The following is a 17,565-nucleotide window of genomic DNA, read 5'->3' on the forward strand; positions in this document are numbered from 1 at the left end:
ACCATCGGGCCCGTCCGGCGATCGAGGGCGGAGCGGCAACCGGGCGCCCCGGTCACCGCACCCGCTACGCGTACGTCGCGATGTCCGCCACCACGGAGAACCCCAGCCCGTACGCGCTCATCCCCCGCCCGTACGCGCCGATGTGCACCCCGCCCGGTGCCGACCCCGCCAGCACCCAGCCGAACTCGGACTCCCGGTAGTGGAACGGCACCGGAACACCGTCCACCGGCAGGGACAGCACCGACCATGCGGGCCCGTCCAGATCGTCGGCGAGTTCGAACGCCGTCTCCGTCTGCTGGTCCAGCCAGTCGTCACGCAGCGCGTGGTCCAACTGCGGGGGCCACGTGTACGCCAGCAGACCCGAGCCCGCCAGCCACGCCGCCGACGACACCGTGGTCGCCTCCAGCACCCCCGTACCGTCGCCACTGCGCCGTACGGGACTGCTCGCCACCGTCACCACGACCGCGAACCGGTGCTTGTCGCCCCCGGAGTCACCCCGTACCTGAGGCTCCTCACCGTGCCCGGTCGAACCGTGCTGCACCGTGCCGTCCGCCGCCGTGCCGACCTGCATCAGCCAGCGCGGCCCGGTGAAGGCCTCGTCCAGTCCGTACCAGGGGAACGACGCCTGCAGATAGCCGTCGACCGTACGCCGGGTCGTCGGCACCCCCTCTGCGGTGACTGTGCTGGGCACACCTTCCGCGCCTGCCCGACTCGTCGTCTCCATCTGCCCGGCCGCCTCCTCGATCCCTAGGGGTCCGCAGCGGCCCGCCCCCCTCGGGCGTCCTCGCAACCGGACAGATGGAGAATAGCGATACCGTCCGGACGAGTCGGGATTGACCGGTGTCAGGTGGCGTCTGCGTCGAAGGGCGGACGATCGTCCTTCGCAGGCTGCTCGCGCTTCTTGAGCAGGTCGGGGGCGCCCGGGGAGCCGTTCGCCGCAGTGATCGCCGCGCTGCCCGACACGCCGCCCGCGGAGTCCTGGGACGCGCTCTCGCGACCGTTGACCGCGTCGGTGACCTCGGCCATCTCCTTACGGAGATCGAAGCTCTCGCGGATCTCCTTCAGCCCGAGATCGTCGTTTCCGTCCATGAGCTGCTTGCGGACGAACGTCTTCGGGTTGAGGTCCTCGAACTCGAAGTCCTTGAACTCCGGGCCGAGCTCCGTACGGATGTCTTCCTTGGCGCTCTCGGAGAACTCGCGGATCTTGCGGATGAAGCGTGAGGCGTCCTGGATGACCTTGGGCAGCTTGTCCGGGCCGAAGATCAGCACGCCGAGGATCACGAGCGTCACCAGCTCTAGTGCGCCTATGTCATTGAACACCTTGTTGCTCCTCGTGTTCCCCGAGCCCAGGTCGGATGAGGTCCGGACCCGGCCAACGGTACCCGGCCGAACTGTCCGGGCGGTAGCGTCCCGGGGACGTCAGGTGCCGGTTGCCGACCCCAGGGTCAAAGTCATGGACAGGTCTTTACCACCGCGTGTCAAACCGAGGTCCAGACGATCACCCGGACGGTGCGCGCGGATCTTCACGATCAGCTCCTCGCCGCTGTGCACCCGCTGCCCGTCCACCTCGGTGATGATGTCGCCCGGCTTGATGCCGGCCTTCGCCCCGGGACCGCCGGGCGTCACCGCGGGCTTGCCCGCCGCGCCCCGCGTACCGACCTTGGCACCGTCACCGGTGTACTTCATGTCCAGGGTCACACCGATCACCGGATGCGTGGCTCTGCCGGTGTTGATCAGCTCCTCGGCGACCCGCTTGCCCTGGTTGATCGGGATGGCGAAGCCGAGGCCGATGGAACCGGCCTGGCCGCCCTCGGTCGACGAACTGTTGTCGGCGGCACGGATGGCGCTGTTGATGCCTATGACATGGGCGTCGGTGTCGACGAGCGGTCCCCCGGAGTTGCCCGGGTTGATCGGGGCGTCGGTCTGCAGCGCGTCGACGTAGCTGATGTCGCTGCCGTCGCCCTTCTCGCCACCCGCGGTGATCGGCCGGTCCTTGGCGCTGATGATGCCGGAGGTGACGGTGTTGGACAGGTCGAAGGGAGCGCCGATGGCCACCACCGGGTCACCGACCTGCACATTGTCGGAATTGCCCAGCGGCAGCGGCTTGAGTCCGGAGACGCCGGTGACCTTCACCACGGCCAGGTCGTAACCGCTGTCCTTGCCGACGACCTCGGCGCGCGCGGTCTCGCCGCCGCTGAACGTCACCGTGATGGAACCGGAGGAGCCGGCCGGGGCGACGACATGGTTGTTGGTGAGGATGTGGCCCGACTTGTCGAGGACGAAGCCGGTGCCGGTGCCGGATTCGGTGGTGCCGCTGACATGGAGGGTGACCACGCTGGGCAGGGCGCTGGCGGCGATGCCCGCGACGCTGTCGGGTGCGCGGCCGCCGCTGTTCCTCGCGGCCTGCGGAAGCTCGACCGTGGTCAGACCGCCGTTGCGCTCGACGTAGGCACCGATGCCGCCGCCGATGCCGCCCGCCACCAGGGCGAGCAGCAGCGCGCCGACGAGCAGGGAGCCGCGTCGGCTCTTCCTGCGCCCGCCGTCCGACCCGAGTGGGGGGCCGGGGTGGGTCAGCGGCTGCCGGGGCGCACCCCAGGGGTCGTACTGCACCCACTGCGAGGACTGCGGCGGCTGGGACGGGGGCGTGAAGGCCGGGGCAGGGGCCGGGACGGGCGCGGGGGCCGTTGGCATGCCTGCGCCGTTCGTACCGGTGCCTGCGTACGCCGGGGGCAGAGGAGTGCCGTGCGCCGGTGTCGGCACCGGGCGCTGTACGGGTGGTGCGGGCGCCCAGGGGCCGGGGCCGCCGTACGGCGGGGTGCTGTACTGATCGGGCTCGTGCAACGGCTTCACCGCAGGCACCGGCGCGTGGGCCGTCGCTGCGGGTGCATGCACCCCGGACTCGGACGTCACCGGCGCGGGCGCCACCAGCGGTGCGGGCGCCACGGGCTCGGGCGGTGCGGGCTGGGCAGGGAGTACGGGCGCCGGGCTCACGTCTGCGACGACCGCGGTGTCCGGGTCACCGGCCGGTGTGTCCACGTCCCGCACGTCCTCCGCCGGGGCGGGGGCGTCCTGCGGCGCTGATGCGGTGGTGCGCCCCGCCGTGGGGCGGCTCCACCACTTCGCCTTCGGCCCGGTGGGCTTCCCGTCGTCCATGTTCTCCCCGCAACCGCCACAACTGGCCTCTGCACGCGCCCGAAAGGACATCCCTCCCGGAATTCCTCCGGGGATTCAACCAGGTTTGCGAATCGCTGCGCAGACCCCCGTCAGCGCCGGGCGGAAAGCGGCAGACGGCGATCGGCGGAGGCGGGCAGGACGGCCGCCGACGTGGGTGTCCGGGACGCGGTCGGCGAGGGCGTGAGGGAAACGGGGTTCAGGCCGCTTCCGAGCGCGTGCGTGAACAGCGGGCTGGTGGCGGTCGGACGTATCAGCGGGGATGCGGACACATCCGTCAGTACCGCCGCGGCGAAGGGGTTGGCCGTGAGCCGGCCGGCGCCGAACAGCGCGGGAACGGGTGCCGCGGTATTCGGTGGCTGAGCCGGGGTACCGAGCGTGGAACCACCGCCGGGCACGCCGGACGTGCCGAGGCTGCTGCCACCGCGACGGCTGGTCACGCTGCCGCTCTCGGCCCGCGTGGCGGCATCGAGCGGAGTCACGTTGCTTCCGGCGCCCTCGGCGCGGGTCGCGGCATCGGGACCCGCTCCTGTCGGCAGGGCGCCACCCAGCGCGATGGCCGCCAGCGAGACGGCGCTGGCCGCCGCGAAGGCGAACCTGCGGCCGCGCCACGGCGACCGGTCCCCTTCCCGGCCCACCTCATGGATCCGGAACGCCGAACGCGATCCGTCGACCGGAAGCACGGCCGTCGAGCCGTGCGGCGTCCCGAGGTAGCCGAAACGGTCCAGCGGCGACTTTCCCGAAGGCGGATCGGTGCGGCTGCCGGGGGGCTGCATCACCGGGAAAAGTCCGTCGGCGAACCGCCCGGAGCCGCCGAATGGTCTTCCTTGGTGGTCGTCGTCACCGCCCGGTCCCCCGGGAAGGCCCTGCAGCCGGGCGAGGAACCCCTCGGACGGCGACGGCGGGGCGGACTGCGCGAAGACACTCTTCAGCCGCCGCTGGGCGGCAGCCTCGGCCTTGCACTTCGCGCAGGTCGCGAGATGGGCGAGCACCCGATCGCGGGCGTCATGTTCGAGCTCACCGTCGACAAGCGCGGCGAGGCGGTCCCCCAGGTGCTGTTCCGCAGGGGTCGGACTTGTGCCACTCACGCCGGCCCGCCCTCCCCTGCCACCACTGCTCCCGCCAGCGAGCGCTGCTCGGCGCGGGCCTCGGGAGAGCGGTGCTGCAGAGCCTTGCGCAGGTGCGAGCGGCCGCGGTGAATACGGCTGCGCACGGTACCGAGCTTCACGCCGAGGGTCGCGGCGATCTCCTCGTACGAAAGTCCCTCGATGTCGCAGAGCACGACCGCGGCACGGAATTCGGGCGCAAGGGTGTCCAGCGCCTGCTGCACGTCCGCGTCGAAGTGGGTGTCGTTGAAGACCTGCTGCGGAGACGGCTCACGGCTCGGCAGCCGCTCGGCGGCGTCGTCACCGAGGGAGTCGAAACGGATCCGCTGCTTACGACGGACCATGTCCAGGAACAGGTTGGTCGTGATGCGGTGCAGCCAGCCCTCGAAGGTGCCGGGCGTGTAGGTCGACAGCGAACGGAACACCCGGACGAAGACCTCCTGAGTGAGGTCCTCGGCATCGTGCTGGTTTCCCGTCAGACGGTAGGCAAGGCGGTAGACACGACCGCTGTGCGTGCTGACGATCTCTTCCCATGAGGGCGGCATCCACGCCTGGGAGTCCGCATCTGAGGCGAAGGTCGCGGTCGGTGCGGAGTCGTTGGAAGAACGGTCAGCAATGTTGGTCACGGATTTCGGCTCACCCGCTGATCCGAGAAAGCGCCGCAGCACTCGTCCCCGACCCACAGGCGCAGCCGCACCTCCCCTGTCGGCTCTGGTGGTGTCCAGTGGAGCCCCTACCATAGCCACCTCGCCCGTTAGCTCCGGATAAGCCTTTTTCCTGCTGGGGTCCGGGATCATCCCCGGAACCGTCGGCCCATGGTCCCGGACCCGATCTGCGGGCCGGATCCATGAGCTTTCCCCTGCCCCTTCCTAACGCCCGGTCCCATCTGCGGGTTCCCGGGTGCAGCGGATACAGTCACCGTTGCGCCAACTACGGGGACAGGAGAGGGTCATTACCGCCAACCGGCAGACGAGCTGGGCGTTCGCCGACGCCTTTGTCGCCGAGGACGAAGCACTGCGCTGGGCCAGAGACCGGGCCCGGGAGGCAGGGCTCCGCTCGGTGTCACCGGGCACCGGCGCCGCGCTGCGCTTGCTCGCTGCCACGACCGACGCCAAGGCGGTGGCCGAAATCGGCACCGGAACCGGCGTGTCCGGCATCTACCTGCTGCAGGGGATGCGGCCGGACGGGGTGCTGACCACGGTCGATCCGGAGCCGGAGCGGCAGCAGTTCGCCCGCGAGGCCTTCCGGGCTTCAGGGTTCGCGGCCAATCGGGCCCGTTTCATCCCCGGCCGAGCCCTCGACGTACTTCCGCGGCTCGCGGACGGCGGATACGACCTCGTGTTCTGCGACGGCGACCGGCTGGAGAGCCTGGACTGCCTCGCTGAATCGTTGCGCCTGCTGCGACCTGGCGGTCTGGTCTGCTTCGAGGGCGTCTTCGCGGACGGCCGTACGGTCGACTCCGCGGCGCAGCCGGCGGAGGTACTGCGGCTGCGGGAGCTGTTGCGGGCGGTGCGGGAGAGCCAGGAACTGATGGCTACGTTGTTGCCGGTGGGCGACGGATTGCTCTGCGCCGTCCGGCGGGGGTGACCGCTCATCGCCCCTTGCCCCTCACCGGGCCGGCCGGACGTCCTCGGTCCCCTCGGACCTGCCCCACAGCCTCGAAGGGACTGGGAACGCCCTTCGAGGCGCTTGTTCCGAATGCATCACTGCCCCGGCACGGGTCCGTGCCGGGGCAGTGATGAAGTGTGGGCGCCTCTGCGTCAGCCGACGACCTTCTTGAGGGCGTCGCCGAGTGCATCGGCCTCGTCCGGAGTCAGCTCCACAACAAGCCGACCGCCGCCTTCGAGCGGAACGCGCATGACGATGCCCCGCCCCTCCTTTGTCACCTCGAGCGGGCCGTCGCCCGTCCGCGGCTTCATGGCCGCCATGCTCGTTCCCCTTCCTGAAACCAGCTCATAACAACCGGCGGCCCCATGACAGGCGCTGTCTCACCGGCATCGAACACATTGCTTCCAGGCCATTATCCCGCATCACAGACCCCGATGACCAACATCGGTCTGCATCGCTTGCGCAACGCGCTCTCGCAAAACCACCCAATTCGGCGATCCGACTGCGATACTCCGTCGCCCTCCCCCCTCCATCGGGGCGCAATCGTTAGACGCAGGTCACATGTTCCCCCTCGGTGATGTCGGCCATGCTTGCCTGAACAGGCATTGCCCGAGGCGCAAAGGGGACAGCAAATGGCGGACCACGTGGCCGACACCGTGCTCTACGAAGTGACGGACGGACTCGCGACGATCACGATCAACCGTCCCGACGCGATGAACGCCATGAACACAGCGACCAAGGCGGCCCTCCGTGACGCGCTTCAGTCGGCCGCGGCCGATACCGCTGTCCGGGCGGTTCTGCTCACGGCGGCCGGCTCGCGCGCCTTCTGCGTCGGCCAGGACCTCAAGGAACACGTCGCCACGCTTACCGCCACCCGCGAATCGGGTTCCGGCAATGCGCTGAGCACCGTGCAGGAGCACTACAACCCCGTCGTGCGGGCGATCACCGAGATGGAGAAGCCGGTCGTCGCCGGGGTGAACGGGGTCGCCGCCGGTGCGGGCTTCGGCTTCGCGCTCGCCTGCGACTACCGGGTGGTCGCCGACAGCGCGTCGTTCAACACCTCGTTCGCCGGGGTCGCCCTCACCGCGGACTCAGGTGTCTCGTGGACGCTGCCCCGGCTGATCGGCCAGAGCCGCGCAGCCGACCTGCTGCTCTTCCCGCGGTCGATCTCGGCTCAGGACGCGTACGAGCTGGGCATCGTCAACAAGCTGGTGCCCGCGGCCGACCTCGCCGCGGAGGCCCTGGCAGTGGCCCGCAAGCTGGCGGACGGCCCGACGGTGGCGTATGCCGCGCTCAAGGCGTCGCTGGCCTACGGCGCCGGGCACACGCTGAGCGAGACGCTGGAGAAGGAGGACGAACTCCAGACGAAGGCGGGCGCCTCGGAGGACCACACCATCGCGGTGCAGGCCTTCCTGGACAAGGCGAAGCCGAAGTATCTGGGGCGATAGGGCCCGGCAGGGGTCAGTCCGGGCCCGGGGCCGTGGACGGTTGCTCACCGGTGGATGGCTTCCACCGCGGCAGCGCCGGCCCCGCAGCGTGGCCTCCTCCACGGCACCGCCGACCCCCGCAGCGTGGCTACGCCCCGGTGCCGCGGGCCACGCAGTCGGCCAGGTGGTCGTCGACCAGGCCGCACGCCTGCATCAGGGCGTAGGCCGTGGTGGGGCCGACGAAGCGCAGGCCACGCTTCTTGAGGTCCTTGGCGAGCGCGGTGGACTCCGGCGTGACCGCCGGTACGTCGCCGAGGATGCGCGGGGCGGGGCGGGTGGCCGGGTCCGGGGCGTACGACCAGATCAGTTCGTCCAGCTCGCCGTCCGGCCATGCGGCCAGCACCTTGGCATTGGCGAGCGTCGCCTCGATCTTCGCGCGGTTGCGGATGATTCCGGCGTCGGCAAGGAGGCGATCCTTGTCGGCGTCGGTGAACTCCGCCACTGCGCGGATCTTGAACCCGGCGAAGGCACTGCGGAATCCTTCCCGGCGCCGCAGGATCGTCAGCCAGGACAGCCCGGACTGGAACGCCTCCAGGCAGAGCCGCTCGAACAGGGCGTCGTCGCCGTGGACGGGGCGGCCCCATTCCGTGTCGTGGTAGGCGAGGTAGTCATGGGTGGACAGTCCCCACGGGCAGCGCAGCCGGCCGTCCGCCCCCGCTTCGGCGCCGCCGCTCATCGCCGCGGCTCCTCGCCGGACCGGGGCCCGGACTCCGGACCGGGCGGCGGCTCCTGCTGGGATCCGGACCGGGGCCCGTACTGCGGTCCGTACTGGGGTCCGGACGGGGGCCAGGCACGCGGCTCCGGCTGCCGGTCGGGCTGCTGCCCGGACTGCGGCGCCGCCCAGGGTGTCCGCTCGGGCCGCGGCCGGTCCTGCGGCTCCTTGAGGAGCCCGACACCGCCCACCGCCGTCGCCTGCGCTCCGGCGAGCGCCGACTCCAGCTCGGCGATCCGCGCGTCCCGCTCGGCGAGCTCGGCGCCCAGCCGGCCGAGCGCGTCGTCGACGTCGGCCATCCGGTATCCGCGTGCCGTCACCGGCAGCCGCAGCGCCTCGACGTCCGCGCGGCCGACCGGACGGGTCGCGGGCAGCGGGTCGGTCAGCTGCTCGGGCGCCACGTCCTGCAGGACGGCACTCTTTCCTCCGCCGACCACCGCGAGGGTGACCGCGGCCACGACCACCACCATCGCCAGCAGCAAGAACCAGAACACGCGCATCTCCCCTGGGGCGGAAACCTGTCCGCCTCCGATCGTGCCATGCGGTACCGACAGTTAGGGTCGCAGGCGGCGGTGGGCGATCTATCCAGAGGAGAAACACAGGATGCGAAGCGGTGCGCTCAGGCTGGGGCAGCGCGAATTCGGGGCGCACGAGCCGGTGATCATGGCGATCGTGAACCGTACTCCGGATTCCTTCTACGACCAGGGCGCGACCTTCCGCGACGAGCCCGCGCTCGCCCGGGTCGAGCAGGCTGTCGCCGACGGCGCAGCGATCATCGATATCGGCGGGGTGAAGGCCGGTCCCGGCGAGGAGGTGACCGCCGCGGAGGAGGCCCGCCGCACCGTCGGGTTCGTCGCCGAGGTGCGGCGGCGTCACCCCGATGTGGTGATCAGCGTCGATACCTGGCGCCACGAGGTCGGTGAGGCGGTCTGCGAGGCCGGTGCCGATGTGCTGAACGACGCGTGGGGCGGTGTCGATCCGAAGCTCGCGGAGGTGGCCGCGCGGTACGGAGCGGGGCTGGTGTGTACGCACGCGGGCGGAGCCGAACCACGGACCCGGCCGCACCGGGTCGCGTACGACGACGTGATGGCGGACATCCTGCGGGTGACGCTGGGGCTGGCCGAGCGGGCCGTGGAGCTCGGGGTCAGACTGGACGGCATCATGATCGACCCCGGTCATGACTTCGGGAAGAACACCCGGCACTCCCTGGAGGCGACGCGTCGCCTCGGTGAGATGGCGGAGACCGGCTGGCCCGTCCTCGTATCGCTGTCCAACAAGGACTTCGTCGGGGAGACGCTCGACCGGCCCGTGAAGGAACGGGTGATCGGGACGCTGGCGACGACGGCGGTCTCGGCGTGGCTGGGCGCGCAGGTCTACCGGGTGCACGAGGTGGCGGAGACGCGGCAGGTGCTGGACATGGTGGCGTCGATCGCGGGGCACCGGGAGCCGGCGGTGGCCCGGCGCGGACTGGCGTAGCGGCGGTGCGGCAGCGGGGCGTGACGGGCGCGAGCCGGGGCCGCTGCGCGAGACGTGTCCCCTGCCCGCCCCTTCCCGATCCGGGGCACTGCCCCGGATCGGGCCCCTCAGTCACCGGAGGGGCTCACCGTGGCCAGCGGCCGACTTCCTTCGTGACCAGGTCGACCGCCTCGTGGACGTCGTCCGTGACGTGGAACAGCAGCAGGTCCCTCTCGGACGCCTTCCCCTGCGCCACCACCGTGTTCCGCAGCCAGTCCACCAGGCCGCCCCAGTACGCGGTGCCGAAGAGCACGATCGGGAAGCGGGTCACCTTGCCCGTCTGGACGAGGGTGAGCGCCTCGAAGAGCTCGTCGAGTGTGCCGAGGCCGCCGGGCAGGACGACGAAGCCCTGCGCGTACTTCACGAACATCGTCTTGCGGACGAAGAAGTAGCGGAAGTTCACGCCGATGTCGACGTGCGGGTTGAGCCCGGACTCGAAGGGCAGCTCGATACCGAGGCCGACCGAGATGCCCCTCGCCTCCCGCGCCCCCTTGTTCGCCGCCTCCATCGCTCCGGGACCGCCCCCGGTGATCACCGCGAAACCGGCCTCGACCAGCGCCTTGCCGATCTGTACGCCCGCCTCGTAGTCCGGGCCGTCGGCCGGGCTGCGGGCCGAGCCGAAGACACTGATCGCGCTCGGCAGCTCGGCCAGCGCGCCGAAGCCCTCGACGAACTCCGACTGGATGCGCATCACCCGCCAGGGATCGGTGTGCACCCACTCGGAATCGCCCTCTGAGTCCAGCAAGCGCTGATCGGTGGTACCGGGCTGTACCTGTTCCCTGCGGCGCAGTACCGGACCGAGCCGCTGCTCCTCGGGGACGTGAGCTTCTTCGGGGTTGCCCATGACCTGCTCCCTCCGACGACGTGACGCCATGACGACGTGCTGTGTCAGGTCAGGGTAGATCTACGGAGGTCACGGGCGGGGGTATGCGATGGGTCAGCTGGTGAGCCAGGAGCGGAGCCGGTCCTCGCAGTGGGTGATCCGTTCGACCGCGACGTGCTCGTTGCGCTTGTGCGCGAGGAGCGGGTCACCGGGCCCGTAGTTCACGGCGGGGACGCCCAGCGCGCCGAAGCGGGAGACGTCGGTCCAGCCGAACTTCGGCTGCGCGGTGCCGCCGACCGACTCCATGAACGCCTTGGCCGCCGGGTGGGAGAGGCCGGGCATCGCCGCGCCGGAGTGGTCGTCGACGGTGAACTCGACGACGCCGCAGTCCGCGAAGACCTCGTGGACGTGGGCCACGGCCTCCTCGGGGCTGCGGTCGGGGGCGTACCGGTAGTTGACGACGACGGTGCAGGCGTCCGGGATGACGTTGTTGGCGACACCCGCCTCGATGCGTACCGCGTTGAGGCCCTCGCGGTACTCCAGCCCGTCGATGACCGGCCGGCGCGGTTCGTAGGCGGCGAGGCGGTCGAGGATCGGTGCGGCGGCGTGGATGGCGTTGGACCCCATCCAGCTGCGCGCGGAATGCGCCCGCTCCCCTTCCGTACGGAGAAAGACCCGCAGGGTGCCCTGGCAGCCGCCCTCGACCTGGGCGTCGGACGGTTCGAGGAGGACGGCGAAGTCGCCCGCCAGCCAGTCGGGGTGGGCGTCTGCGACATGGCCGAGCCCATTGAGGTGCGCGGCGACTTCTTCGTTGTCGTAGAAGACGAACGTGAGGTCGCGGTTGGGCTCGGGCACGGTCGCCGCGATCCGCAGCTGGACGGCGACGCCCGACTTCATGTCGGAGGTCCCGCAGCCCCAGAGCACGCCGTTCTCGTCGAGCCGGGACGGGACGTTGTCGGCGATCGGCACGGTGTCGATGTGTCCGGCGAGTACGACGCGCTCGTCGCGGCCGAGGTTCGTCCGGGCCACGACGTTGTTGCCGTGCCGGTCGACGGTCAGGTGCGGGAGCGTGCGCAGGGCCGTCTCGATCGCGTCGGCCAGCTCCTTCTCGTCCCCGCTGACCGACGGGAAGTCGACGAGGCGGGCGGTGAGGGCCGGACCGTCCAGGGTGAGGTCAAGGGTGCTTTCGGGCATGGCCCCGACCCTAAGGCCTGTCCGGCCCCGATCCGCCGGACGGGCCCGGGGACTTCCTTTCGGACCGGGCCGGCCCGGGGACCCCCGCGAGCCCGGCAGGATCCGGAGGAAAAGTCCCTGAGGGACATCGCCGTCGGCCCCGGTCGGGCCCTCCAGTACCGTGGGCGCGTGCCCCGGACCGCCTCCTCCGCCCGCCGACACACCGGCCGCAGCCGCCTCTTCCGTATCGCGGCGGCTTTTGCCGTGCTCGTGGCCCTGGCCGGCTACCTCACCGTTCAGTACATCTCGGGCAACAAGGGCGTCGAGCGGTGCACCGTGCAGTCCGCCGACGGTTCGGCGGGCCGGGGACGTACGTACCGGTTGACCCTGGAGCAGGCCGCGAACGCCGCGACGATCTCCGCGGTCGGCACCACGCGCGGAATGCCTGAGCGTGCGGTGACGATCGCGTTGGCCACGGCGTTGCAGGAGTCCGGGCTGCGCAATATCGAGCACGGCGACCGGGACTCGCTGGGGCTGTTCCAGCAGCGCCCCTCGCAGGGCTGGGGCACCGAGAAGCAGATCCTGGACCCGGTCTACTCGGCCGGGAAGTTCTACCAGCATCTGGCCGAGGTCCCCGGTTACTCGCGGCTGCCGCTGACGGTGGCCGCGCAGCGGGTGCAGCGCAGTGGTTTCCCGCAGGCCTACGCGAAGCACGAGCCGGATGCCGCGCTGCTGTCCGCCGCGCTGACCGGCCGTACGCCCGCCGCGCTGACCTGCACGCCGACGCAGACGGCGGCGGGGCCCGCCGATGCGGCAAAGGTGCGGTCGGCGCTGGTACGGGCCTTCGGCAAGGGTGTGCTGCCCTCCTCGGGCAAGGCGGGCGACGGGGCGGCGGGCGGGGCGGCGGCTGCGGGCACGGTCTCGGTGCCGGTGAAGGCGGCGCGGACCGCCGGGGACGGCGGCAGGGCGCAGCGCGGCTGGGAACTCGCGCACTGGGCGGTGGCACAGGCCGAATCACTGGGCATCGACGAGGTCGCGTACGCGGGCCGGGTATGGAGCACCGGGTCGGGCTGGCGGACGGACCGTGCGGAATCAGGCACCACGCAGGTACGCATGCGACTCGTTCACTAGTACGAAGGATCCCTCGTAGGGGCCATCCAGCCCGTCGGGAAGCCACTGTCCGCGCACCCCTCCGGCAGTCTCCACTTCATGCACCGATTCCCTTGCGGGAAAAGGGAAGTGACGACTCATCCAGCCTTTGAGTAATGCAATGTTTGCCCGGGTTCCTCCGTTGCGGATTATGTGACGCATTACCGACTCTTTACTTCGGTCCACCGCAACCTCCCCCGCCCCCACGACGGTTGTCACTGCGTCCGATCAACGGACAGACAAATTCCACCCCGTCGAAGGAGCATCATGTCCCTCCCCCTGACCCGTCGGATCGCCCGTGCCGCGCTGCTGATCGCGGCGGGTGCAGCCCCCGTGGTCGGTGCGGCCGGCGCCGCAGGTGCCGCGGAGCTCCCGCAGGCCCCGCAGCTCGGCGGTCTGACGACCGTCGACGGCGCCGGTCTCGGCAAGACCGTCGACGGCGCGTCCGAGCAGGGCGCCAAGGTCGCGGGCGTCACCGGCGGCAAGATCGTCGGGACGGCCGTTCCGGCCGCGGGCAGGACCGTCGGCAGCACGGGCAGCAAGGCCGCCCCCGCGGCGCAGAAGGTCGCCGGCAAGGCGGCGGGCAAAGCCGGTGAGCTGGTCGGCGGGGCCACCGGTGCGGCGGCCAAGGGCAGTCTGCCGACCGACGGTCTCGCCGGTGGCGGTCTGCCGACGCCCCAGGGCCTGCCCACCCGGGGCCTGCCGATCGGCTGACTTCGTACCGGACATGCGCGAGGCCCTCGCGCATGTCCGGTATGGAGTCAGGACAGCCGCTTGACCGCGGCTGCCACGCGCTCGTCCGTCGCCGTGAACGCCACCCGCACGAAGTGGTCGCCCGCCGGTCCGTAGAAGTCGCCCGGCGCCACCAGGATGCCGAGCTCCGCAAGGTACGCCACGGTGTCCCAGCAGGGTTCGTCGCGGGTCGCCCACAGGTAGAGGCTCGCCTCGCTGTGCTCGATCCGGAAGCCGTGGGCCTCCAGCGCCGCCCGCAGCGCGGTGCGCCGGTCCGCGTACCGGGTCCGCTGCTCGGCCACGTGTGTGTCGTCGCCGAGCGCCGCGACGGTGGCGGCCTGGACCGGGGCGGGCGTCATCATCCCGCCGTGCTTGCGGATCAGCAGCAGTTCGCCGAGGACGGCCGCGTCGCCCGCGATGAACGCCGCGCGGTATCCGGCGAGGTTGGAGCGCTTGGAGAGGGAGTGGACGGCCACGATGCCCTCGTACGTGCCGCCGCAGACGTCGGGGTGGAGCACGGAGACCGGTTCGGCCTCCCAGCCGAGCTCCAGGTAGCACTCGTCGCTGAAGACCAGCACGTCGTGTTCGCGCGCCCAGGCGACGATCCGGATCAACTCGTCCTTCGACAGGACCCGGCCGGTGGGGTTGGACGGCGAGTTCAGCCAGAGCAGCTTGAGTCCGGCCGGGTCGAGCTCGGTGGGGTCGTCGTAGACGACGGGCTCGGCGCCGCAGAGCCGGGCACCCACCTCGTACGTCGGGTAGGCGAGCCGCGGGTACGCCACCTTGTCGCCCGCGCCGAGGCCGAGCTGGGTCGGCAGCCAGGCGACGAGCTCCTTGGAGCCGACGACCGGCAGCACGTTCTCGTGCGCCACGGAGACCGCGCCGAGCCTCCGCTCCACCCAGCCGGTGAGGGCGTCGCGGAGTTCGGTCGTCCCCCACACCGTCGGATAGCCGGGGCTGTCCGCGGAGGCGACGAGCGCCTGCTGGATCAGCTCCGGCACCGGGTCGACGGGCGTGCCGACGGAAAGATCGACGATGCCGTCCGGGTGGGCCGCAGCGGTCGACTTGTAGGGCGCGAGCTTGTCCCAGGGGAAGACCGGGAGGCGGGAGGAGACTGCTGCGGACACGGCTCTCTGCTTTCTCGTACGAGGGTGACGAGGTGGTTCGGGTGGTTCGTGCGGCGCCGGGTCTGCCTGCGGCTCGGACCGGAAAACACCTCGGTCCCGCACGGTGACGAGCCGTACGGGACCGGGGCGGCGCACGTGCTGGCCGCTGACTACTGGTTCTGCGGCGGCAATGCTGCGATGAACGGGTGGTCTCGCTCGATCAGACCCAGCTTGGAGGCACCACCGGGCGAACCGAGGTCGTCGAAGAACTCGACGTTCGCCTTGTAGTAGTCCTTCCACTCCTCCGGGGTGTCGTCCTCGTAGAAGATCGCCTCGACCGGGCAGACCGGCTCACAGGCTCCACAGTCGACGCATTCGTCCGGGTGGATGTACAAGGACCGCTGGCCCTCGTAGATGCAGTCGACGGGGCACTCTTCGATGCAGGCCTTGTCCTTGACGTCGACACAAGGCTGCGCGATGACGTAGGTCACGCTGTCGTTCCTCCTCGGTAGGGCGTTGGCTCTCGCGCGGGAGCGCGGCGTCGTCGATGCCCGCATCTAGTATCTCCGTTCCTGGGCGCGAACCGAACAGGAGGGGCGGAGAGAGCTGTGGAATTCACCATGGGCGGACGGGCCGAGGTCCGGATCACCCCGGCTGACGTGGGCAAACGGGTATCAGTCCGACGTCGTTCGGAAGGCGGCACGGCGGGCTGGAGATTCACCGACACCGTAGGGGTTCTCACATCCTGGAACAAACATGTGCTGTCGATCACACCGAAGAGCGGTGAATCCGTCCACATCGCGGAATCCTCGCTGGTGGCGGGCAAGGTCGTCCCCTCCGCGCCGGCCCGGCGCCGGGGCCCGTCGGCCACGTTCGCGGAACTCGCCCACGTCTGTGCGCGCGCCTGGCAGCCGGTGGAGAGCGAACCGCTCGGCGACTGGCAGCTGCGCGCGGCGGAGGGCTTCACCCGGCGCGCCAACTCCGTGCTGCCGCTCGGCGATCCCGGGGTGCCGCTCGACGAGGCGCTCGCGCGGGTGGAGCGCTGGTACGAGGACCGCGCGCTGCCCGCCTACATCCAGACCGCGACGGGCGCGGAGGGCACACAGGAGAATCTGTGCGCGGAGCTGGAGGAGCACGGGTGGCGGCGCGAGGTCACGGCGCAGGTGCGGATCGCGGCTCTGGCGCCGATCGGCGATCTGGACGCGGACGTCGCGCGGGTGCGGCTGAGCCGGGGGATCGACGAGGCGTGGCTCTCCCGGTACCAGCGCTTCGACACTCCGGGCCCGCACGTACTGAAGGTGCTGGGCAGCGGGCCCTCGGTGTGGTTCGCGACCGTGCCGGGTGACGCGGCGGGCGACGCGCCTGCCGCGATCGGACGGTGTGTCGTGGACGGGCGCTGGGCGGGCTTCATGGCCGTCGAGGTCGATGCCGCGTACCGGCGGCGGGGCCTGGCCTCCGCCGTCATGACCGCACTGGCCCGGCAGGCGCTGGACGAGGGTGCGTCGGCGGCGTGGCTGCAGGTGGAGGCGGAGAATGAGGGGGCACGTGCGCTGTACGACCGGATGGGGTTCGTGACCCACCACCTGTACCACCACTTCCGGTCCGCGTAGGGGCAGGAGCATGTCCCCCATGAACCCAGGGCTGAATCCGCGGCAGCAGTTCGCCGAGGAGGCCCGCGCCGAACGCCCGGACCTCGCGCTGCTCTGCCTGCTGCTGGCCGCGGAGGCCGACCCGGCGCTGGACGCGGACGGGATCGACGCTGCGCAGATCGAACTGGACCGGCTGGCGGGACTGCTTCCGTACGGGGTACGGGGCGGGCGCGCCTGGGCCTCGGCATTGGCCGAACTGCTCGGCGAGCGGTGCGGGTTCGTGGGCTCGTCGGCGGACTACCAGCGGCTGCAGTCGTCGCTGCTGCACGAGGTGTTGCGGCGCCGACGCGGGCTGCCGATCCTGCTGTCGGTGGTGTGGATCGAGGTGGCGCGGCGGGCGGGCGCTCCGGTGTACGGGGTGGCGCTGCCGGGTCATTTCGTCGTCGGGTTCGGCGATCCGGCGGAACAGGTGCTGGCCGACCCGTTCGCCGGCGGCAGGCCGATGACCGGCCAGGACGCGGAGTTGCTGGTGACGGGGGCGACCGGGGCACCGCTCGAGCCGTCGATGCTGGTGCCGGCCCGGCCGCTGGAGATCGTGCTGCGGATCCTCAACAACATCAGGGCGTGGGCGGCGGCCCGCCCGGAGTGCACGCGGGTGGCGCTGTGGGCGGTGGAACTGTCGCTGCTGCTGCCCTCGCATCCGGCGCGGCTGCGCTACGAGCGGGCGCAGCTGCTCGTACAGAGCGGGGAGTTCCTTCGCGGGGCGGAGGAGATGGAGGAGTACGCGGAGCTGGTGGAAGCAGTGGAGCCGGCGGCGGCAGAGATGGTTCGGGGGCGGGCACGAGCGGCGCGGGCCTTGCTGAATTAGAGGTGCACAGGCGCGGGGACCGGGGCCGTCCGGCGGGTCCGAAACGCCCGCGGGTCGGTTTCGCCGTGTGCTCGGTCAAGGCACGGGCCAGGAGGCCGGGCCCGGTGCGCAGGCGCCACGGCGGAAACCCCCCGTCTCCCGTACCGAACACGGCAGCTGAAGCCCCGGGTCGAGTGCGGCAGGCCTCCATCGGGTCGGAACGGGAGCGGCGCATTTCCGGAGGTCGCCCGAGCGGGAGCCAGGTCTCTTCTGCGTGCCACGCGCGCCGCTCCTCGCACCGGCCCCGCAGCGCCTCTCGAGTGACGAGGAGAACACCCCCAGGCGATCACACGCGCACGGGGCACACCATCAACCAGCCATCTCTGCACGCGAGTTCGGGCCGACCATCAGGGTCTCGCCGCACCGATCGCACGGCGCGTCACCATGAGGAAGTGTCAGCAAAAAGGCGGCTCTGCAGGACCAAACCTGATTACGCCATGATATGCAGTCCGATGGGTGATTATCAGTAATTCGCCACCCGAAGGGC

General features: G+C 71.0%; 18 protein-coding genes and 1 pseudogene. 7 read left to right on the top strand and 12 right to left on the bottom strand.

The annotated features are described in order from the left end of the window. Positions 1-64: 64 nt before the first annotated feature. The 5 genes from OG395_RS22050 to sigE all read right to left on the bottom strand — a co-directional run bounded on the left by OG395_RS22050 (position 65) and on the right by sigE (position 5,017). Positions 65-724 (bottom strand): hypothetical protein, encoded by a 660-nt coding sequence (locus OG395_RS22050; protein ID WP_327244494.1) that lies wholly within the window; start codon positions 722-724, stop codon positions 65-67. A 119-nt stretch (positions 725-843) separates the two neighbouring features. Beyond that, the gene (locus OG395_RS22055) at positions 844-1,320 is read right to left on the bottom strand and encodes a sec-independent translocase (RefSeq protein WP_327244495.1); all 477 of its coding nucleotides are present in this window, start codon (positions 1,318-1,320) and stop codon (positions 844-846) included. Positions 1,321-1,419: 99 nt separating this feature from the next. Beyond that, complete coding sequence (locus OG395_RS22060) at positions 1,420-3,153, bottom strand: S1C family serine protease (RefSeq protein WP_327244496.1); 1,734 nt, start codon at positions 3,151-3,153, stop codon at positions 1,420-1,422. 110 nt (positions 3,154-3,263) lie between these two features. Beyond that, positions 3,264-4,259 carry a zf-HC2 domain-containing protein gene (locus OG395_RS22065; RefSeq protein WP_327244497.1) on the bottom strand — a complete coding sequence of 332 codons (996 nt, stop codon included), beginning with the start codon at positions 4,257-4,259 and terminating at the stop codon, positions 3,264-3,266. Then, positions 4,256-5,017, bottom strand: coding sequence for an RNA polymerase sigma factor SigE (gene sigE, locus OG395_RS22070; protein WP_327244498.1), 762 nt, complete (start codon positions 5,015-5,017; stop codon positions 4,256-4,258). The genes OG395_RS22065 and sigE overlap by 4 nt, the downstream gene beginning before the upstream one ends. 181 nt (positions 5,018-5,198) lie before the next feature. Between sigE and OG395_RS22075 the strand changes: the two genes are divergently transcribed. Continuing rightward, positions 5,199-5,864: an O-methyltransferase gene (locus OG395_RS22075; RefSeq protein ID WP_327249413.1), complete on the top strand. Its 666-nt coding sequence runs from the start codon at positions 5,199-5,201 to the stop codon at positions 5,862-5,864. A gap of 173 nt (positions 5,865-6,037) precedes the next feature. On the opposite strand, the gene OG395_RS22080 is transcribed toward OG395_RS22075, so the two are convergent. Further along, positions 6,038-6,205: a DUF3117 domain-containing protein gene (locus OG395_RS22080; RefSeq protein ID WP_003966491.1), complete on the bottom strand. Its 168-nt coding sequence runs from the start codon at positions 6,203-6,205 to the stop codon at positions 6,038-6,040. A 312-nt stretch (positions 6,206-6,517) separates the two neighbouring features. Between OG395_RS22080 and OG395_RS22085 the strand changes: the two genes are divergently transcribed. After that, complete coding sequence (locus OG395_RS22085; protein ID WP_327244499.1) at positions 6,518-7,333, top strand: enoyl-CoA hydratase/isomerase family protein; 816 nt, start codon at positions 6,518-6,520, stop codon at positions 7,331-7,333. A 127-nt stretch (positions 7,334-7,460) separates the two neighbouring features. Here OG395_RS22085 and OG395_RS22090 read toward each other — a convergent pair whose 3' ends face one another. Together OG395_RS22090 and OG395_RS22095 are read right to left on the bottom strand one after the other, a co-directional pair. Then, positions 7,461-8,048 carry a DNA-3-methyladenine glycosylase I gene (locus tag OG395_RS22090; protein ID WP_327244500.1) on the bottom strand — a complete coding sequence of 196 codons (588 nt, stop codon included), beginning with the start codon at positions 8,046-8,048 and terminating at the stop codon, positions 7,461-7,463. A gap of 137 nt (positions 8,049-8,185) precedes the next feature. Then, positions 8,186-8,584, bottom strand: a pseudogene (locus OG395_RS22095) (hypothetical protein); the annotation flags it as partial. 103 nt (positions 8,585-8,687) lie between these two features. Between OG395_RS22095 and folP the strand changes: the two are divergent. Further along, on the top strand, positions 8,688-9,560 hold the full coding sequence (gene folP, locus OG395_RS22100) for a dihydropteroate synthase (protein ID WP_327244502.1): 873 nt from the start codon (positions 8,688-8,690) through the stop codon (positions 9,558-9,560). Between the two features lie 124 nt (positions 9,561-9,684). Here folP and OG395_RS22105 read toward each other — a convergent pair whose 3' ends face one another. After that, positions 9,685-10,443: a TIGR00730 family Rossman fold protein gene (locus tag OG395_RS22105; RefSeq protein ID WP_266981845.1), complete on the bottom strand. Its 759-nt coding sequence runs from the start codon at positions 10,441-10,443 to the stop codon at positions 9,685-9,687. Positions 10,444-10,536: 93 nt separating this feature from the next. Then, positions 10,537-11,616 (bottom strand): succinyl-diaminopimelate desuccinylase, encoded by a 1,080-nt coding sequence (gene dapE / locus OG395_RS22110; protein WP_327244503.1) that lies wholly within the window; start codon positions 11,614-11,616, stop codon positions 10,537-10,539. Between the two features lie 168 nt (positions 11,617-11,784). Here dapE and OG395_RS22115 point away from each other — a divergent pair, with 168 nt between their 5' ends. Both OG395_RS22115 and OG395_RS22120 read left to right on the top strand, forming a co-directional pair. Further along, on the top strand, positions 11,785-12,726 hold the full coding sequence (locus OG395_RS22115) for a hypothetical protein (RefSeq protein ID WP_327244504.1): 942 nt from the start codon (positions 11,785-11,787) through the stop codon (positions 12,724-12,726). A 285-nt stretch (positions 12,727-13,011) separates the two neighbouring features. Then, positions 13,012-13,458, top strand: a complete 447-nt coding sequence (locus tag OG395_RS22120) for an ATP-binding protein (RefSeq protein WP_327244505.1) — start codon at positions 13,012-13,014, stop codon at positions 13,456-13,458. Positions 13,459-13,505: 47 nt separating this feature from the next. Here the strand turns inward: OG395_RS22120 and OG395_RS22125 are convergent, their stop codons facing one another. Both OG395_RS22125 and fdxA read right to left on the bottom strand, forming a co-directional pair. After that, complete coding sequence (locus tag OG395_RS22125) at positions 13,506-14,603, bottom strand: bifunctional succinyldiaminopimelate transaminase/glutamate-prephenate aminotransferase (protein ID WP_327244506.1); 1,098 nt, start codon at positions 14,601-14,603, stop codon at positions 13,506-13,508. A gap of 149 nt (positions 14,604-14,752) precedes the next feature. Next, on the bottom strand, positions 14,753-15,073 hold the full coding sequence (gene fdxA, locus OG395_RS22130) for a ferredoxin (protein ID WP_037688837.1): 321 nt from the start codon (positions 15,071-15,073) through the stop codon (positions 14,753-14,755). Positions 15,074-15,190: 117 nt separating this feature from the next. On the opposite strand from fdxA, the gene OG395_RS22135 reads away from it, so the two are divergent. Both OG395_RS22135 and OG395_RS22140 read left to right on the top strand, forming a co-directional pair. Beyond that, positions 15,191-16,192, top strand: coding sequence for a GNAT family N-acetyltransferase (locus OG395_RS22135; RefSeq protein WP_327244507.1), 1,002 nt, complete (start codon positions 15,191-15,193; stop codon positions 16,190-16,192). A 10-nt stretch (positions 16,193-16,202) separates the two neighbouring features. After that, complete coding sequence (locus tag OG395_RS22140) at positions 16,203-17,039, top strand: transglutaminase-like domain-containing protein (RefSeq protein ID WP_327244508.1); 837 nt, start codon at positions 16,203-16,205, stop codon at positions 17,037-17,039. Positions 17,040-17,565 lie beyond the last annotated feature (526 nt).

It is taken from the genome of Streptomyces sp. NBC_01320, from assembly GCF_035974375.1.
Lineage (GTDB): Bacteria > Actinomycetota > Actinomycetes > Streptomycetales > Streptomycetaceae > Streptomyces > Streptomyces yanii.